This is a genomic window from Duganella sp. OV510 (genome assembly GCF_900100205.1).
Classification (GTDB): domain Bacteria; phylum Pseudomonadota; class Gammaproteobacteria; order Burkholderiales; family Burkholderiaceae_D; genus Rugamonas.
Genome location: NZ_FNEQ01000009.1, coordinates 289,616 through 304,784, shown reverse-complemented (window position 1 = coordinate 304,784; position 15,169 = coordinate 289,616). Strand labels below are relative to the sequence as shown.

12 protein-coding genes are annotated in these 15,169 nt (G+C 62.4%); 6 read left to right on the top strand and 6 right to left on the bottom strand.

Annotation, left to right across the window (positions count from 1 at the left end; genetic code table 11):
* Genes BLS51_RS23030 through BLS51_RS23020 form a run of 3 tightly spaced genes read left to right on the top strand, consistent with a single transcriptional unit; the run spans position 1 to position 2,809 of the window.
* Positions 1-1,413 (top strand): PepSY domain-containing protein, encoded by a 1,413-nt coding sequence (locus BLS51_RS23030; RefSeq protein WP_090189347.1) that lies wholly within the window; start codon positions 1-3, stop codon positions 1,411-1,413.
* A gap of 23 nt (positions 1,414-1,436) precedes the next feature.
* Positions 1,437-2,009 carry a hypothetical protein gene (locus BLS51_RS23025; RefSeq protein ID WP_090189349.1) on the top strand — a complete coding sequence of 191 codons (573 nt, stop codon included), beginning with the start codon at positions 1,437-1,439 and terminating at the stop codon, positions 2,007-2,009.
* Positions 2,010-2,038: 29 nt separating this feature from the next.
* Entirely contained in the window at positions 2,039-2,809 is a 771-nt protein-coding gene (locus BLS51_RS23020) for a class I SAM-dependent methyltransferase (RefSeq protein ID WP_090189351.1), read from the top strand.
* A 35-nt stretch (positions 2,810-2,844) separates the two neighbouring features.
* Here BLS51_RS23020 and BLS51_RS23015 read toward each other — a convergent pair whose 3' ends face one another.
* The 5 genes from BLS51_RS23015 to solA all read right to left on the bottom strand — a co-directional run bounded on the left by BLS51_RS23015 (position 2,845) and on the right by solA (position 7,204).
* Complete coding sequence (locus tag BLS51_RS23015) at positions 2,845-3,525, bottom strand: type 1 glutamine amidotransferase domain-containing protein (RefSeq protein ID WP_090189353.1); 681 nt, start codon at positions 3,523-3,525, stop codon at positions 2,845-2,847.
* Positions 3,526-3,539: 14 nt separating this feature from the next.
* Positions 3,540-4,697, bottom strand: coding sequence for an iron-containing alcohol dehydrogenase (locus tag BLS51_RS23010; RefSeq protein WP_090189355.1), 1,158 nt, complete (start codon positions 4,695-4,697; stop codon positions 3,540-3,542).
* Between the two features lie 54 nt (positions 4,698-4,751).
* Positions 4,752-5,327 (bottom strand): TetR/AcrR family transcriptional regulator, encoded by a 576-nt coding sequence (locus BLS51_RS23005; RefSeq protein WP_090189357.1) that lies wholly within the window; start codon positions 5,325-5,327, stop codon positions 4,752-4,754.
* 36 nt (positions 5,328-5,363) lie between these two features.
* Entirely contained in the window at positions 5,364-5,753 is a 390-nt protein-coding gene (gene rnk, locus BLS51_RS23000; protein ID WP_090189359.1) for a nucleoside diphosphate kinase regulator, read from the bottom strand.
* 284 nt (positions 5,754-6,037) lie between these two features.
* Positions 6,038-7,204, bottom strand: coding sequence for an N-methyl-L-tryptophan oxidase (gene solA, locus BLS51_RS22995; protein WP_090189361.1), 1,167 nt, complete (start codon positions 7,202-7,204; stop codon positions 6,038-6,040).
* 116 nt (positions 7,205-7,320) lie between these two features.
* Between solA and BLS51_RS22990 the strand changes: the two genes are divergently transcribed.
* From BLS51_RS22990 to BLS51_RS22980, 3 genes are all read left to right on the top strand, one after another.
* Positions 7,321-7,689, top strand: coding sequence for a M17 family peptidase N-terminal domain-containing protein (locus BLS51_RS22990; protein ID WP_090189363.1), 369 nt, complete (start codon positions 7,321-7,323; stop codon positions 7,687-7,689).
* Between the two features lie 297 nt (positions 7,690-7,986).
* Complete coding sequence (locus BLS51_RS22985; protein ID WP_090189365.1) at positions 7,987-11,082, top strand: TonB-dependent receptor; 3,096 nt, start codon at positions 7,987-7,989, stop codon at positions 11,080-11,082.
* On the top strand, positions 11,082-12,785 hold the full coding sequence (locus BLS51_RS22980) for a rhamnogalacturonan acetylesterase (RefSeq protein ID WP_229207707.1): 1,704 nt from the start codon (positions 11,082-11,084) through the stop codon (positions 12,783-12,785). Before BLS51_RS22985 ends, BLS51_RS22980 begins: the two co-directional genes overlap by 1 nt.
* Here BLS51_RS22980 and BLS51_RS22975 read toward each other — a convergent pair.
* A complete protein-coding gene (locus BLS51_RS22975; protein WP_090189368.1) occupies positions 12,782-15,112 on the bottom strand; it encodes a TonB-dependent receptor in 2,331 nt (776 codons plus the stop codon). The genes BLS51_RS22980 and BLS51_RS22975 overlap by 4 nt on opposite strands.
* Positions 15,113-15,169 lie beyond the last annotated feature (57 nt).

Sequence of the window (15,169 nt, the reverse complement as noted above, 5' to 3'; positions counted from 1 at the left end):
ATGCGTTCCTGGAAGCGCCAGGCGCACCTGTGGCACCGCTGGCTGGGCATTGTGCTTGGCTTGCTGGTGCTGCTGTGGTTCGGCTCGGGCATCGTCATGATGTACGTGCCGTATCCGGCACTGACCGAGCAGGAACGCATGGCGTGGCTGGCACCGCTGGACGCCGGGCAGTTGCAGATCAACGCCTGGAACGCCTGGCAGGCGGCCGACCGGCCCGGCGTGCCATCGGCGGTGCGGTTGACGCAAGTGACGGGGCGGCCCGCCTATCATTTCAAGGCCGATGGCCGCTGGTGGTCGGTATGGGCCGACATTGGCCAGCCCTTGCAGATGACGGCAAAGTTGGCGGAGCAGGGCGCACGCAACGCCGCGCCCGAGGCGAAGGTATTGTCGGCAGAGTTGATCGACATCGACCAGTGGACCTTCGGCAGCGTGCGCGAGTACAAGCCGCTGTACCGTGTCAGCGCCGACGACGCGGCGGGCAGCGTGTTGTACGTGTCCAGCCGCACCGGCGAACTGGTACGCGATACCACGCGCAGCGAACGCGCCTGGAACTGGGCCGGTTCGGTGATCCACTGGATCTACTTCACACCGCTGCGCGAACATGGCCAGCCATGGCGGCAGGTGGTGATGTGGACTTCCGGCGCGGCGCTGCTGCTGGTGATGCTGGGCATGGTGCTGGGCATCCAGCGCCTGCGCCTGCGCCAGCCGTATGCGGGCGGACGCCATTCGCCATATCGCGGCTGGCAGGCTTGGCATCACTGGATGGGCCTCGGCATCGGCGCGTTGATGCTGACCTGGCTGTTCAGCGGCTGGCTGTCGGTGACACCGTTTGACTGGTTGTCGTCGCCGGGCGTCACCGCCAGCGACCATCTGGCCTTCGGCGGCGGTGCGTTGAGCCGCGCTGACTTGTCGGCGCCGGTGGACGACATCGTCCGCGACCATCCTGGTCTTCTGGAACTGGAATGGCGCCGCGTCGACGGCCAGCTGAATTTCAGCATGCTGGATCGCACGCGCCGCCAACTGCTGCAAGCGGTGCCCGCTGAACGCCTGCGGCACGCTATCGCCGCATTGCGGCCCGGCGTTCCCTTGCGGCTGGAGACGCTGACCAGCGAGGATGACTACTACTACAGCCACCACCAGCACGCCGTGCTGCCGGTGCTGCGCGCGCAATTTGCGCTGGCCGACGAAACTACCTTTTACATCGACCCGGCGCAAGGCGCGATCGTCGGCTACGCGGACCGCAACAGCAAATGGAACCGCTGGCTGTTCAACGGTCTGCATCAGCTGGATTTTGCCGCGATGGTGCGTTCCCGGCCAATATGGGACATACTGGTGATTGGGCTGTGCGTCATTGGCGCGGTGTCCACGCTGACCGGCGTGGTACTCGGCTGGCGACGTTTGAAGAAACGCTAACCTTCAGAACCACGGAAAGGCATATGGCGACACCACCTTACGCGCTGCTGCTGGCAAGTCTGGGCCTGCTGAGTCCGTCCGCCTGGGCTGCTGGCCTGTGTCCGCAACAGCCGATCCGGCTGGCCTTCTATGAAAGTGGGCTGTTTTATTACGAAGGCAAGGGCGTCGATGTCGACCTGGTCAAGGAGTTGCAACGCCGCTCGGGCTGCATGGTGCGCGGCGTCAGCTACGGCGTCCCGCGCGACAAATGGACCACCCAGATGACAGCGGCGGGGCGGGTGCAAATCGCGCCGACGCCGGCGATCGCCTACCGCATGTTGCAGGGCGGCCGTTTCAGCGCCCTGTTTGCGATCCCCATGCAGTACGAGAAAGAGTTGAAGGACCGCGGCCTGCGCGACCAGATGACCATCATCGACTGGTTCCCGCAAGAGCCGCCGACGACCCGCAACCTCGCCTTGTCGCGCAAGCGCTTCACAACCGAACAACTGGCGGCCTGGAACGCGCTGGCCAAAACGCTGAGCAGCGACGGCACCATGCAAGCCATCCTTCAACGCTACCTGACGCCGTCGGAAGCTGCCAAGGCCATGCCGAAGTGATCCGCGCCCTGACCGCATGAAAGCGCAATATGAAAAACTGGTTTGATCAAGGTGGCAGTGACTACGCCCGCTTTCGCCCTCAATACCCGCCACAACTGTCGGAATACCTGGCTTCGGTGGCGCCTGATAGGCATCTCGCGGTTGACGTTGGCTGTGGCAACGGTCAACTGACGCAATTGCTGGGAGCGCATTTCGACAAGGTGGTCGGGCTTGATCCGAGCGCCGACCAGATCGATAACGCCAGCCCCGGCGAGCGCGTCAGCTATCAATGCGCGCCGGCGGAGCAGCTGCCGCTGGCGGATCATAGCGTCAGCCTGATGACGGCAGCGCAGGCGGCGCACTGGTTTGACCTGCCCGCCTTTTACCGCGAGGTGCGCCGCACCGGCGTGGATGGCGGCGTGCTGGCGCTGATCAGCTATGGCGTGCTGGAACTTGAGCCTGTGCTCAATGAGCGTTTCCAGCGCTTTTACTGGGACGAGATCGGGCCGTACTGGCCGCCGGAGCGCAAGCTGGTCGACAGCGGCTACGCGACCATCGATTTCCCGTTTAACGAATTCAAGGCGCCGCCGTTGCAGATCCGTGTGGCGTGGTGCCTGCCTGAGTTTCTCGGCTATCTGCAAACCTGGTCGGCGGTACGCAGCGCCAGGGAAGCAGGGCGTGAAGACATCCTGGTGAAATTTTCCGGCGATCTCGAAGCGCTGTGGGGCGACGAGAACATCCAGCGCCTCGTAACCTGGCCCGTCAACATGCGCATAGGACGTCTGAATGAGACGCGTCGCCCCTCAAAAGTTGGTGTCTAAAGCCGTGCGGGTTTTGCGGTACCCGCACACGACCGTCAGGCCAGCAGCTTCAGCAAGGCGTCGGCGGCGGCTTCGGAAGAGGCCGGGTTCTGGCCGGTGACCAGCAGGCCGTCGGTGATGGCGTAAGGCTGCCAGTCGCCGACCTTGGAGTAAACGCCACCGTTTTGCTTCAGCATGTCTTCCACCAGGAATGGCACCACATCCGTCAGGCCGACCGCGTCTTCTTCGGTGTTGGTGAAGCCGGTGACTTTCTTGCCGTTGACCAGCGGCTTGCCGTCCGTGCCTTTCACATGGCGCAGCACGCCTGGTGCGTGGCAGACAGCGGCGACCGGCTTGCCGGCGGCGATCATGTCTTCGATCAGCTTGATCGAGTGGCGGTCTTCGGCCAGGTCCCACAGCGGGCCGTGGCCGCCTGGGTAGAACACGGCGTCGAAGTCGGCGACGTTGACGTCGGCCAGCTTGCCGGTGTTGGCCAGCACAGACTGGGCTGCGGTATCAGCCTTGAAGCGTTTGGTCGCCTCGGTTTGCGATTCCGGCGCGTCGCTTTTCGGATCCAGCGGCGGCTGGCCGCCGGCTGGCGACACCACGGTGATTTGTGCGCCGGAGGCTTTCAGCGTGTAGTACGGCGCGGCGAACTCTTCCAGCCAGAAGCCGGTTTTCTTGCCGGTGTTGCCGAGTTGGTCGTGCGAGGTCAGTACCATCAGAATCTTTTTCATGTGCGTTTCCTTTATTAAAGTGCTGCTTCAAGAATGCGGCGGCTGCGTGCCAGGTCGATGTCGCGGTGCTCGCCGAGGGCGGTCATGCCGTGCGCTTCGAGTTGCTTGAGCACGGCCTCGACAGCTTCCTGTCCCAGCGCATAGGCGGACAGGCGGGTTGGGATGCCCAGGCCTTCAAAGAAGGCGCGGGTGCGGGCGATGGTGGCGTCGATGCGTTGGTCATCGCTGCCGCTGCTGATGTTCCAGACGCGCTCGCCAAACTGTAGCAGCTTGGCGCGCTTCGGCTCGCGCTGTACGTCCAGCAGCGCCGGCAGCACCAGCGCCAGTGTGCGCGCGTGGTCGATGTCGTACAGTGCCGTCAGTTCGTGGCCGATCATGTGGGTGGCCCAGTCCTGCGGCACACCTGCGCCGATCAGGCCGTTCAGTGCCAGCGTCGCGGTCCACATCAGGTTGGCGCGGGTGGCGTAGTCGTCCGGCGATGCGATCGCTTGTGGCGCGATTTCCACCAGCGTTTGCAGCAGGCCTTCGGCAAAGCGGTCCTGCACGCGCGCATCGACCGGGTAGGTCAGGTATTGCTCGGTGGTGTGGACGAAGGCGTCGACCAGGCCGTTGGCCACCTGGCTGACCGGCAGCGTGAAGGTCTTGCGCGGATCGAGGATCGAGAATTTTGGATATACCAACCCGCTGTGGAAGGCCAGCTTGGCCTGCGTGGCTTTTTTGGTGACGACGCTGCCGGCGTTCATTTCCGAGCCGGTGGCGGGCAAGGTCAGCACCGAGCCGAAGGGCAGGGCTTGCTTGATGTTGGAGCCGCCGCGTTCGGCGATTTCCCATGGCTCGCCGTCATACAGCGCGGCGGCGGCAACGAACTTCGTGCCGTCGATGACCGAACCGCCACCGACCGCCAGCAGGAAGTCCAGCTTTTCCTTGCGCACCTGTTCGACAGCGCGCATCAGCGTTTCGTAGCTTGGATTAGGCTCGATACCGCTGAATTCCTGCACGTGGCGGCCGCCCAGTGCGGTGCGGACTTCGGCCAGCGTGCCGGTCTTTTCGGCGCTGGCGCCGCCGTACAGGATCAGTACGCGCGCGGTCTCCGGCACCAGCTTGGACAGCTTGGCGACGGTGTCGGCGCCAAAGACGATTTTGGTCGGATTGTGGAATTCGAAGTTTTTCATCTGTTTTTCCTTTTGTATTAGACTGGTCGTCTAGAAAATGATTCAAAAAAATGCTTACAGTTTCAATAGGGCCAGCGTGGCTTGCCAGGCAGATTGCAGCGCACTCGGATCGCGGCGCAGCTTGGTCAGCATAGCGGCGCCCAGCCACAGCTGGTACAGCGTCTGCGCCGTTTGCGCGGCTTCGGTCACGGTCGGCAGTGAGCCGTCCGCCACGCCTTGCTCCAGCGTGACTGCGATGCGGGCGATGATGCGGTTGGTGCCGTCCAGCAGCGCCACGCGCATCGGTTCCGACATGTCGGCCACTTCGCTGCTCAGCTTGACCACCAGGCAGCGGCAGCCGCAATCCTCGGAGAACCAGCCGGTCCAGTAATCCATCAGCGAACGTGCGGCGTCCTGGCCTGGCTTGGTCAGCGTGGCTTCCATCTCTGCCAGGTATTGCGCTACATAATCTTCCAGCAGCGCCTCGCCAAACAGTTCCTTGGACTTGAAGTAGTGGTAGAAGGAACCCTTGGGCACATCGGCGGCCGTCAGGATTTCGTTCAGGCCCACACCCGCAAAACCTTTGCGCGTGATAATGGCCTTCCCTTGATCGAGAATATGCTGGCGGACGTCGGTGTATTCGGCTTTCATGCGATGCAGTATAACATAATTAGACCAGTCGTCTAGTTAGCGGAAAGTTTCGCCTGCGCGCTCCGGCTGGTAAGGCACTTCCAGGATGCGCAGCGTGGTCATCTGACCATCCGGGCGCGGCCAGTCGATGCTGTCGCCGACTTTCAGGCCGAGCAGCGCGGTGCCGATCGGCGTCAGGATGGAAATGCCGTCCTCCAGCTCGGGCATATCCTTGGGATAAGCCAGCGTCAGGCACAGCTGTTGTGGTGGCTGTTCGATCTCGAAGCGCACCTGCGAGCGCATGGTGACCACGTCGGAAGGGATGTCTTCCGGCTCGACGGCCTTGGCGCGCGCCAGCTCGTCCTGCAAGGCCTGGTTATGGTGGGTTTCCAGCAGGGTTTCCAGGCGTTCGATATCCAGTGTTGATACGGTGATGTGCGGTTTCATTTTCACTCCAAAAGTGCGTGACGGTGCCGCATAGACCTTGCGTCCAGCGGGCGATTCAGGAACAGGGAGGGCGCTCGGCAGGCGAAAGAACGTGGGGTTCTGGCTTACCGAGCCAAAGAAAGGCTGGCGATATCCTTCGTGGACGCGCATCGGCGTCCGGCCATAGGCGATGCTCCCTGGTGCAGGGCGGAACAGTTACGCGACAGGGAAATGCGGTCGGTGTTCACGGAGCGTCGTCAGAAAAGCCTGTTGATGGGCCGAGTATATACCGTTTAGCTTATTCGTCAACCGTGGCGCGGCAAGGCGAACGCCGACAGGCCGACCGCATCCGCCTCGCCGCAGTAGCGCTTGGCCAGCGCTTCGCCGACACCGGCCGAGTGCTTGAAACCGTGGCCCGAACAGGCAGAAACAACGGTCACGCCGGGCAGGTCGGGATGCGCGTCGATGAGGAAGTTGAAATCGGGCGTGATCGTGTAGGTGCAGACCTTTGATTTCAATACGCGGCCGGAGACGCCGGCCAGACGGCCAGCCACATGCTGCTGGTACATGGCGGCGGCATCGGCAGCGCTGATGTCGCGGTCCACATGGTCCGGATCGCTGCGGTCGGTGTAGTCCTCGGTGGCGATCTTGATGGCGTTTTCGCCGGGGACTGGTGGGAAGCCGTAGCAGCTATCGCTATCCGCGCCCGCATCCAGGCGGATGAATACCGGCGAACCGGGCGCGAACCGCTGCGGCTCATCCAGCTCGAACCAGTACAGCTTCTGGCGGCAGACTTTCAGCAGGCCGGTAAAAGGTCCGCCGAGCAGCTTGCCGCTCCACATGCCCGCGCATGAGATAACGTGATCGGCCGTCAGGCTGCCGTTGGCGGTCTCTACCTGCACGCCGCCACCGGCACGCGCCGACATCGAGCGTACCTGAGTATTCAGGTGCAGCGCTGCGCCGGCCTGTTGCGCCAGTTCGATCTGCACTGCGATGCAGCGCTCGGGCCGCACATAGCCGGCCCCCGGCTCGTAGTAGCCCAGCGCATGCGGGCCGTAGCCGGTGAACTGCGGGAAGCGCTGTGCGATGGCGGCGGCATCCAGCAACTCGTGGGCGATGCCGTACTGCCGCGCCAGCGCGGCGGTCTGGCCGGCGAAATCCGGCGTGCCATGGCCGCTTGCGGCGACTTGGCTGTCGCTCAGCATCAGCATGCCGCATTGTTCCAGCAGCGGTACGCCGCTCTCCGCTTCCAGTTCGCGCCAGATACGGTGCGAATTCAGCGCCAGTGGAATATACGCCGCGCCTTCGCCGATGGCCAGCCGCGTGATGCGCGTGTCGCCGTGACTGGAGCCTTGATCGTGTGGCGGCGCGTAGCGGTCTACGCCGGCCACCCGCACGCCGCGCTTTGCCAACTGATACAACGTGGCAGCGCCCATTGCACCGAGACCGACCACGATTACGTCATAATGCATTTGATCCTTTCGCGTTCAGAGGCTAAGCCCTTGCCCGGCTGATTGTACCCTTAGACCAGTTGCGGAAGCCGTCTGGTAGTCGATAAGATCGGTGCTTTACATACGAAAGCCATGTCATGACCGACGCATCTTCCCCTGCACGTCTGCCTGTAGGAATCATCGATGGCGTACAGTTCGACGTAGTCGCCTGGGGGCCGGCGCATGCCGATGTCGACTTCAGCGTGGCCTGCATGTTCGAGCACGAGACAGGCGATGCCGCCATCGCCGGCGGTCTGCTGGCGCTGGATGGCCATCTGACCCGCCTGCGCACCAGTGGCGCTTTCCGCGCACAGGAAATGGAGACGTTGTTGGTCAAGTTGCCGCCGCCCGTCATGGCGCCGCGCGCGGTGCTGGTGATCGGCATGGGCGATCCGGCCACGCTGGATGGCGAGCGCCTGCGCTGCGCCGCTCACGCTGAGGCACTGCACCTTCGATGTCGGTGCTGAACGTGTTCATGCTGCGGCGCAGGAATTCAGTGCTGCATTCCAATCACGCAACTGATCAGATCAAGAATAACGTGAATGTTATCGCAGGGCGCTCAATCGGCCCCGCGCAGTAATCGCTTGCGCGTTGCGCCCAAAACAACAGAGTGAGCACGCCCCAATCAACTATTTGATTCTTTGTCTTGGCGGCGATTTTTTCTTGCAAGTCCCACCTAGAATGCAGCCACAAGCTGATTAAAAAATAACGGGGGACATCAAGTGAGCAAGTCAACGCAAGCCAACCGCCTGGCACGCCCAGTCATGACTATCGCCGTCGCATCGGCACTCGCCATCCTGGCCAGCAATGCCGCCATGGCGCAGACAGAAACCGCTGCAAAGGAAACGCCGCGCGCAGCGGAAGGAACGGACGCCACCACTACCGTGATGGTGGTCGGCACGCGTAAATCGGTGGCGTCCGCCATCGACCGAAAAATTCGCAATGCCACCGTGTCGGACTCCATCGTGGCCGAGGACATCAACCAGTTCCCTGACAAGAACGTCGGCGAGGCACTGTCGCGCATCACCGGCGTGCAGCTGACCCGCGATTTCGGCGAAGGCTCGCAAGTGTCGATCCGTGGCGTGGCGCCGGACCTGAACCGTATCGAGATAAACGGTATGTCCGTTTTAGGCACCAATGGCAATGCCGGCCGTGGCGCCGAGCTGCGTGAGCTGGCATCCGAACTGATCGCGTCGATCGACGTCTTCAAAGGTACTACGGCCGACCTGACCGAAGGTGGCGTCGGCGGCACCGTGCAGATCCGCACCCGCAAGCCACTGGACTTCAAGGAGATGACCATTGCCGCCACCGTGGCAGGCGAACACTCCACCAGCCGTGGCGGTACGCAGCCGCGCGCCAGCCTGCTGTGGGCGGACAAGTTCATGGATGGCCGCCTGGGCATCATGGCCAATCTTGTCTACGACAAGGTGCTGACGCAGAATGATTACAGCCGCAACACCAGCTGGCGCTTCCTGCGCGACTGGGATGGCTCGCCGGAGAAAACCGTCACCTCGCTTGACCCGGCGGTGGCCGCCATTGGAACGGCCGCCGGCTGCTCGGCCAGCACGCTGTCGGCGGCGCAAAAGACCGCCTGCCAGCAGCAATGGTATGACTACAATCCCGGCACCTCGCGCTACGGCATCTGGACGCGCGATCACAAGCGTTCCTCGGCCGAGATGACCGCGCAGTACAAGTTCAGCAATGACTTCAATGCCTACGTCAGCTACCAGCGCAACGATCAGGATCAGCGCCTGAACGATCGCAACTACGGCACCGACTTCAATACGCTGACGCGCCTGTCCAGCGCTGGTGTCGCACCGGTGTACAACCCGGCGACCGGTGCTCCGAACACCGGTACCGGCACCTGTAGCGCCTTGCCGGCCACTGGCACGCCGGCGGGCCTGGTGGTCAGCAATCACATCGTCACCGAATATACCGTCGGCGATTGCCAGTACGTTGGTGGCGTTGGCGGCCAGGGCGCGTTCAGCACCTCGGCGCGCGACTTCAAGCTGAAGATCAAATCGGACTACCTCAGCACCGGCTTCAACTTCAAGCGCGGCGATCTGGAAGTGGAGGGTTTGCTGAATACCTCCAAGTCCAAGTACCACAACGAGACCAACTCGATTGTGCTGACGCAGAATGCGCCTGGCCTGAAAGTCCAGCTGGACGAGCAGGGACTGCCGCACTTTACCTTCCCGGCCGGCTACTCGCCGGATGATCCGAGTTCCTACGTGCAGGCGCAACTGCAGTATCGTCCATACGAAACCAAGAACACGGAAGACCAGGCCAAGCTGGATTTCAAATATCGTCTGAGCACGCCTTTCTTCAACAAGATATGGTTTGGCGCGCAGGGCCGCCGTTCCGATTCGCAGCGCTATGACGGCGGCGGTTACCTGGTCAACAACAATGACACGGCGGCGACGGCGGATGATATCTACATCCCGTCGGCCAACGTCAACTCGACCATTCTGTTCGACCCGTTCAACACCACCGGCACCTTGCGCGCCAGCTCGGTGCCGACCTACCCGAACTTCAACTACAACGACAAGTATGTGAACCAGGCGCAGATGGCTGCGCTGATTTCGGCGGTTGCCGGCCGCACGCCAGGCACCTTCTTCGGCGGCTATGATGGCGTCCACAATGTGCCGTCGAGCTGGATGACGCCGGTGTATAACAACGCGTTGCAGTACTTCGATACCTCGCACTTCAACTTCGATAATGTGTATTCGGCCACCGGCAACGATGGCAAGGTGTATCCGCAGATCCCGACCTTCAAGGTCAAGGAGACGGTACGCGCGGCGTATGTGCGCGCCGACTTCGACACCGAGCTGTTCGACCGCAACCTGTGGGGTAACATCGGCGTGCGCTATACCGGCACGCAGAATACGTCGACCGGCTTGAACAAGCTGACCGTGCGTAGACCGACCGGCAGCGGCACCGCTTATACCGATACAGTGATCAGCAACGGCATCGTCAGTGTGGACAGCAAGTACCACGACTACCTGCCTAGCGCCAACGTCATGATGTGGCTGATTCCTGATCAGTTCATGCTGCGCCTCGGCTGGGGCAAGGTGATGGCGCGTCCGGCGATCGACAAGCTGGTGCCTGCGGCCTCGTGCATCCTGGGCAGCGGCTCAAGCCTGGTGGGCGGCGACGGCACCGACGACTGCACCGCCGGTAATCCCGACCTGAAGCCTTATCGCGCCACCAACAAGGATCTGAGCCTGGAATACTACCCAAGCGCGGATACCCAGCTGACGGCCGGCTTCTTCCGCAAGGAGATCGACAGCTACATCGTCGACAAGGCGCTGCGCAAGAATGCCGACTTGTTCCACAACGGCATACTGTTTGACGTGACCGGTCCGATGAATGGCCAGGGCGCCACCACCAACGGCGTGGAGCTGACCTGGCGTCAGGCGCTGACCTTCCTGCCGGGCTATGCGCGCGGCCTGGGTCTGGACATGAACTACACCCGCATGAATTACAAGTATGCGCCGGGCACGGCGCTGATTAACCCGCTGGACGGCACCGAGCTGACTTATCCTGGCTTGTCGAAGAACAGCTATAACGCGGCGATCTGGTACGACCTGGGTGATATCAATGCCCGCGTGGCCTACAACTACCGCGACCGCTATTACACCGGCAATGCGGACGTGGCAGGCAATCCGACCTTCCAGCAGAAGAGCGGTTATCTGGATGCGAAGATCCAGTGGCGCTACAACAAGCACGTCACCGTTTCGCTGGAAGGCAAGAACCTGACCGACCAGGCGCAGACCACCGATGGTGGCTCTTCGCTGCGCGTCAATGAAGTGGCGTGGGCGGGTCGCCGTTACTTCCTGACGGTGTCGGTGCGGAACTGATGATGCGGTGCCGCTGGATCGCCACGATGCTGCTGTGGTGCTGCGCCACAGCAGCGATTGCCCAGGCCGTGCCGGTTGCCGTCAACACGGACCCGGCACGGGCACAGGTGGTGTTGCCCGAGCCGGCGATTCCAGGCCTGCCATCGCTGATATTGATCGGTGACTCCACCGTGCGCAACGGCCATGATGATGGCCAGGGCAAGGGACCGGCGGGGCAGTGGGGCTGGGGCAATCCGCTGGCCGCATACTTCGATACGGCCAGGCTCAATGTGGTCAACCGCGCGGTTGGTGGCTTGAGCAGCCGTACTTACCTGAGCAGCGGCCACTGGGAGCGCACGCAGGCGTTTATCAAGGCTGGCGACGTGGTGCTGATCCAGTTCGGCCACAACGACAGCGGTGCGATCAACGACACCAGCCGCGCACGCGGCACCATCAAGGGCGTTGGCGAGGAAAGCGAACAGATCGACAACCTCCTGACCGGCAAGCACGAGACAGTGCATAGCTACGGCTGGTATCTGCGCTTCTACATCGCCGAGATCAGGCGGCGCGGTGCAACGCCGGTGATCTGTTCGCCGATTCCCCGCAAGGCGTGGGAGGCTGATGGAAAGATAGGCCGCAGCCGTGACGGCTACGGCGGCTGGGCGGCGCAGGTGGCACGCCAGCAGCAGGTCGGCTTTATCGACTTGAACGAGCAGGTGGCGCGCCAGTACGACGCACTGGGTCGCGATGCGGTGATGCAGTTGTTCCCGCAAACCACACCGGAAGAACGCGTGCATACCAACTGGGCCGGCGCCGAACTGAATGCGCGCACGGTGGTGGCTGGATTGAAAGCCTTGCGGCTGCCGCTGGCGTTGAGCAGCGCCGGCCAGGCGATACCGCCGCTGGAGGATGAACGGCCGGTGGTCGATGCCGCCAAAGTCTCCGCCGAGAAGCCGCGCGATGCGGCGTTGCCAACGTTATTTCTGGTCGGTGATTCGACGGTGAAAAGTGGCGGCGTGAATGGCGCCATCGGCTGGGGTGAACGCATCGCGCCATACTTCGATGCGAACAAGATCAATCTGGTCAACCACGCCATCGGTGGCCGTAGCAGCCGCACCTTTTATACGGAAGGCCGCTGGCAGCGTGTGCTGGATCAGCTCAAGCCGGGGGATGTGGTGGCGATCCAGTTTGGCCACAATGACGGCGGCCGCATTGGCGATCCTGCGATGAAAGGCCGCGCATCCGGAAAAGGTATTGGCCCGGAGACGGTGGAGGACAGCAAGCCGGATGGCAGCAAGGAGCAGGTTCACACCTTCGGCTGGTATATGGCGAACTACGTGGCCAGTGCGCGTGCAAAGGGCGCCAGCGTGATCCTGCTGTCGCCGGTGCCGCACAAGGATGTATGGGAGCAGAGCCGAGATTTCGCCAGCTTCGCCGCCTGGGACCAGCACGTGGCACGCAACGAGGGCGCGCAATTCGCCGACCTGACCATGGTGGTCAGCGACGGCTACCGCAAGCTCGGCGCGCAGACTGTCGGCACCTATTTCTCCGACGCGCGCACGCACACCAATGACGCTGGGGCCGTGTTCAATGCGCAGAGCGTGGTGGCGGCCTTCAAGGGATTGCAAGGCAATCCTCTTGGCGCCTACCTGTCGGCGCAAGGGCAATCGATTGCGGCGGCCGATCTGAGACCGGCGCCTTCGCTGCCCGTCAGCGCGAATTAACCGGGGCCGCTGCGGCCACCGCCGCCGCCAGGACCGCGCATCCCACCTTCGCCAGGCTGGCCACGGAACATATTGCCGCCGTTACGCAGGCGCGAATCGCCAGTCACGCCGCCCAGGCTGAAGCTTAGCGCGACCGTATAGACGCGGCCAGCCTGCTTGCTGTAGCTTTCCGACTGCACCGTGTCCGAATACTGGATGTTGTGATTCACGTTGCTGTTGAACAGATCGCGGATGCTGGAGCGCAGCGTAATGCCAGGGGCAAGGCGCCAGCTCCAGCCGGGATTGACCTGCCACGTGGAGTCGACCTGGCTTAAGCCGTTCAAACGCTTGCCGTTGTAATTTCCATTCAGTTGGAAGGTGTGGTCGCCGACGGTGTATTGCGCGCGCAATTGCACGATCCTGGGATTGGAAACGAGTTCAAATTCCTTGGTGTAGCGCGTGCCATCGGTGTTGTACTGGTTCGCCAGCACGGATTGCGTCAGGTGTTGGAGATTAATGGTCGCGCCAAAGTTCAGCGAACGGTCAGGGCGGCCCTGGACGTTGATGCTGATGCCGCTGGTGGTTTTCGCGCCATAGTTCATCGCCTCGCTGATCACGATCGCTGTACCGGGCACCGGCGTCAGCGCGCGGCCTATCAGCGGCGAGTCCTTCTCGCGATAGGGCGTGATGGTGTAATTCAGCCAGCCGGATTTATCATCGTATTTCAGTTCGTATTTATCACCATGCATCGGCGCGATGCGCGGATCGCCCAGCGTGTAGCTGGTGTCGTTCACATACTGGACATTCGGGTTGATGTCCGCCAGCGAAGGGCGCGTGATGCGGCGGGTGAACGCACCGGTCAGCGTGGAGTTGCCCAGCTCTCCCCACGCGTATTGCACAAACATGCTTGGCATCAGCCGCTTGCTGGTATCGCCGCTGGAGTTGTTCTGGTTGATGTACTCGATGTCGCGGTCGATCTTCTCGTAGCGCAGGCCAGGCTTGATGGTCCAGTGGTCGGTCAGCTTGGTGTTGGCGGTGAAGTAGACCGCGTAAGAGTGCTCGGTGGTCTTGAACGCGCTGGCGCGGTTGACGTCGATGATCTCCTCGCCGGTGAGCGGATCGACGTTGAAGTAGTCGGCGTCGGTCTGGCCGGTGTTGACGCCGGCTTTGGCGCCTGCCGTCAGCAGCACCATCGGCGTAATGGCCTTGGTGTAGTCCATGCTGAATTCACTCAGGCGGCTGGTGGTGTTATTCCCGTTCAGGAACTGCGCGCGCGGACCGGTCGGCGGCAGGATGGTGTAGCTGTTCAGATTGCGGCTCTCACCTTCGCGGTCATTGCCGGAGGTGCGGAAATCGTAGTTCAGCTTATCGGTGCGATTGAATTTTTGCTCGTAGGTGAACGCCACCTGATACACCGTCATGTGGCTGTCGCCGTTGCTGCGCTGGCTGTATTGCTGGTACGGCGTCGGTGCGCCCTGGTAGGTCAGGTAGTCATACAGCGACGCGTTGTCGCTATTGGTGCGGTTGTAGTTGAGCGCCAGCCGCGCGCGGTCGGTTTCGCCGATGTTGTAGGTGAAGGTTGGATTCAGCATGAAGGTGTTCGAGGCCGAGCGGCTCGAACCTTCGCGCAGCGTGGACGAGGTGCTGGTGCCGCTGTTGACCAGCGAATTGGACCAGCCTGTCCGCTCGTTTACGTTGCGGTTGACGCCTGCCTGGCCCTCGATCTGGTAGCGGCCCTCGTTGTAGCTGCCGACGATGGAGGCGTTATGGCGGCCATCCGGCCCGATGCCGGCGCTGATGGCGCCCTGGCCGCCCTTGGGACGGACGCGGCGCGTGATCAGGTTGAGAATAGGCCCGCCGCCGCCCTCGGAGCCGAATTCGGCGCCCGGCACGGTGATGACCTCGACGCTTTCCAGGGCTTCGGCCGGGTAGCTGTTCAGCGCATCGCCGGCGTTCGCGCCGGAGAACATCGCGGAGCGCTTGCCGTCGACAAAAATCTGGGTGTTCTGATTGCCGCGAATGGCGACTTTGCCATCCTGGTCCACCGTCACGTTGGGGACGTTGGCGATAACGTCGGCGGCCGATGCCGCAGGCGTAATCACTTCCTGTTTGAGATCGTAGACGGAGCGGTCGATCTGCTCATTCGGCCGTTGCGCCACTACCTCGATGCGCTGCATGGCGCTATCGTCGACGGGCTTTTCCTCGGGCTTTTTGCTGGTTTCAGCGGAGACGGCCGGTTTTGCCGGCGCGGCAGGCGTGGCAGGCTGCGTCTGTGCGTGCGCTGCGGCGCCAGCGCACAGCAAGGTCAGGCCGGCCAGGCCGGCGGGGATCAGGGGAGTTTGCATCATTACAAATCTAAACAAGTCTTGTTGCTGGCGTATTTCTGCTTTGTAAAAAGCCAATAT

Bases quoted from the DNA above. Each gene is read 5' to 3' on its own strand.
- BLS51_RS23020 (WP_090189351.1), top strand. From the start codon at position 2,039: ATGAAAAACTGGTTTGATCAAGGTGGCAGTGACTACGCCCGCTTTCGC.
- BLS51_RS22980 (WP_229207707.1), top strand. From the start codon at position 11,082: ATGATGCGGTGCCGCTGGATCGCCACGATGCTGCTGTGGTGCTGCGCC.
- BLS51_RS23005 (WP_090189357.1), bottom strand. From the start codon at position 5,327: ATGAAAGCCGAATACACCGACGTCCGCCAGCATATTCTCGATCAAGGG.
- BLS51_RS22985 (WP_090189365.1), top strand. From the start codon at position 7,987: ATGACTATCGCCGTCGCATCGGCACTCGCCATCCTGGCCAGCAATGCC.
- BLS51_RS22990 (WP_090189363.1), top strand. From the start codon at position 7,321: ATGACCGACGCATCTTCCCCTGCACGTCTGCCTGTAGGAATCATCGAT.
- BLS51_RS23025 (WP_090189349.1), top strand. From the start codon at position 1,437: ATGGCGACACCACCTTACGCGCTGCTGCTGGCAAGTCTGGGCCTGCTG.
- BLS51_RS22975 (WP_090189368.1), bottom strand. From the start codon at position 15,112: ATGATGCAAACTCCCCTGATCCCCGCCGGCCTGGCCGGCCTGACCTTG.
- BLS51_RS23010 (WP_090189355.1), bottom strand. From the start codon at position 4,697: ATGAAAAACTTCGAATTCCACAATCCGACCAAAATCGTCTTTGGCGCC.
- solA (WP_090189361.1), bottom strand. From the start codon at position 7,204: ATGCATTATGACGTAATCGTGGTCGGTCTCGGTGCAATGGGCGCTGCC.
- BLS51_RS23030 (WP_090189347.1), top strand. From the start codon at position 1: ATGCGTTCCTGGAAGCGCCAGGCGCACCTGTGGCACCGCTGGCTGGGC.
- rnk (WP_090189359.1), bottom strand. From the start codon at position 5,753: ATGAAACCGCACATCACCGTATCAACACTGGATATCGAACGCCTGGAA.
- BLS51_RS23015 (WP_090189353.1), bottom strand. From the start codon at position 3,525: ATGAAAAAGATTCTGATGGTACTGACCTCGCACGACCAACTCGGCAAC.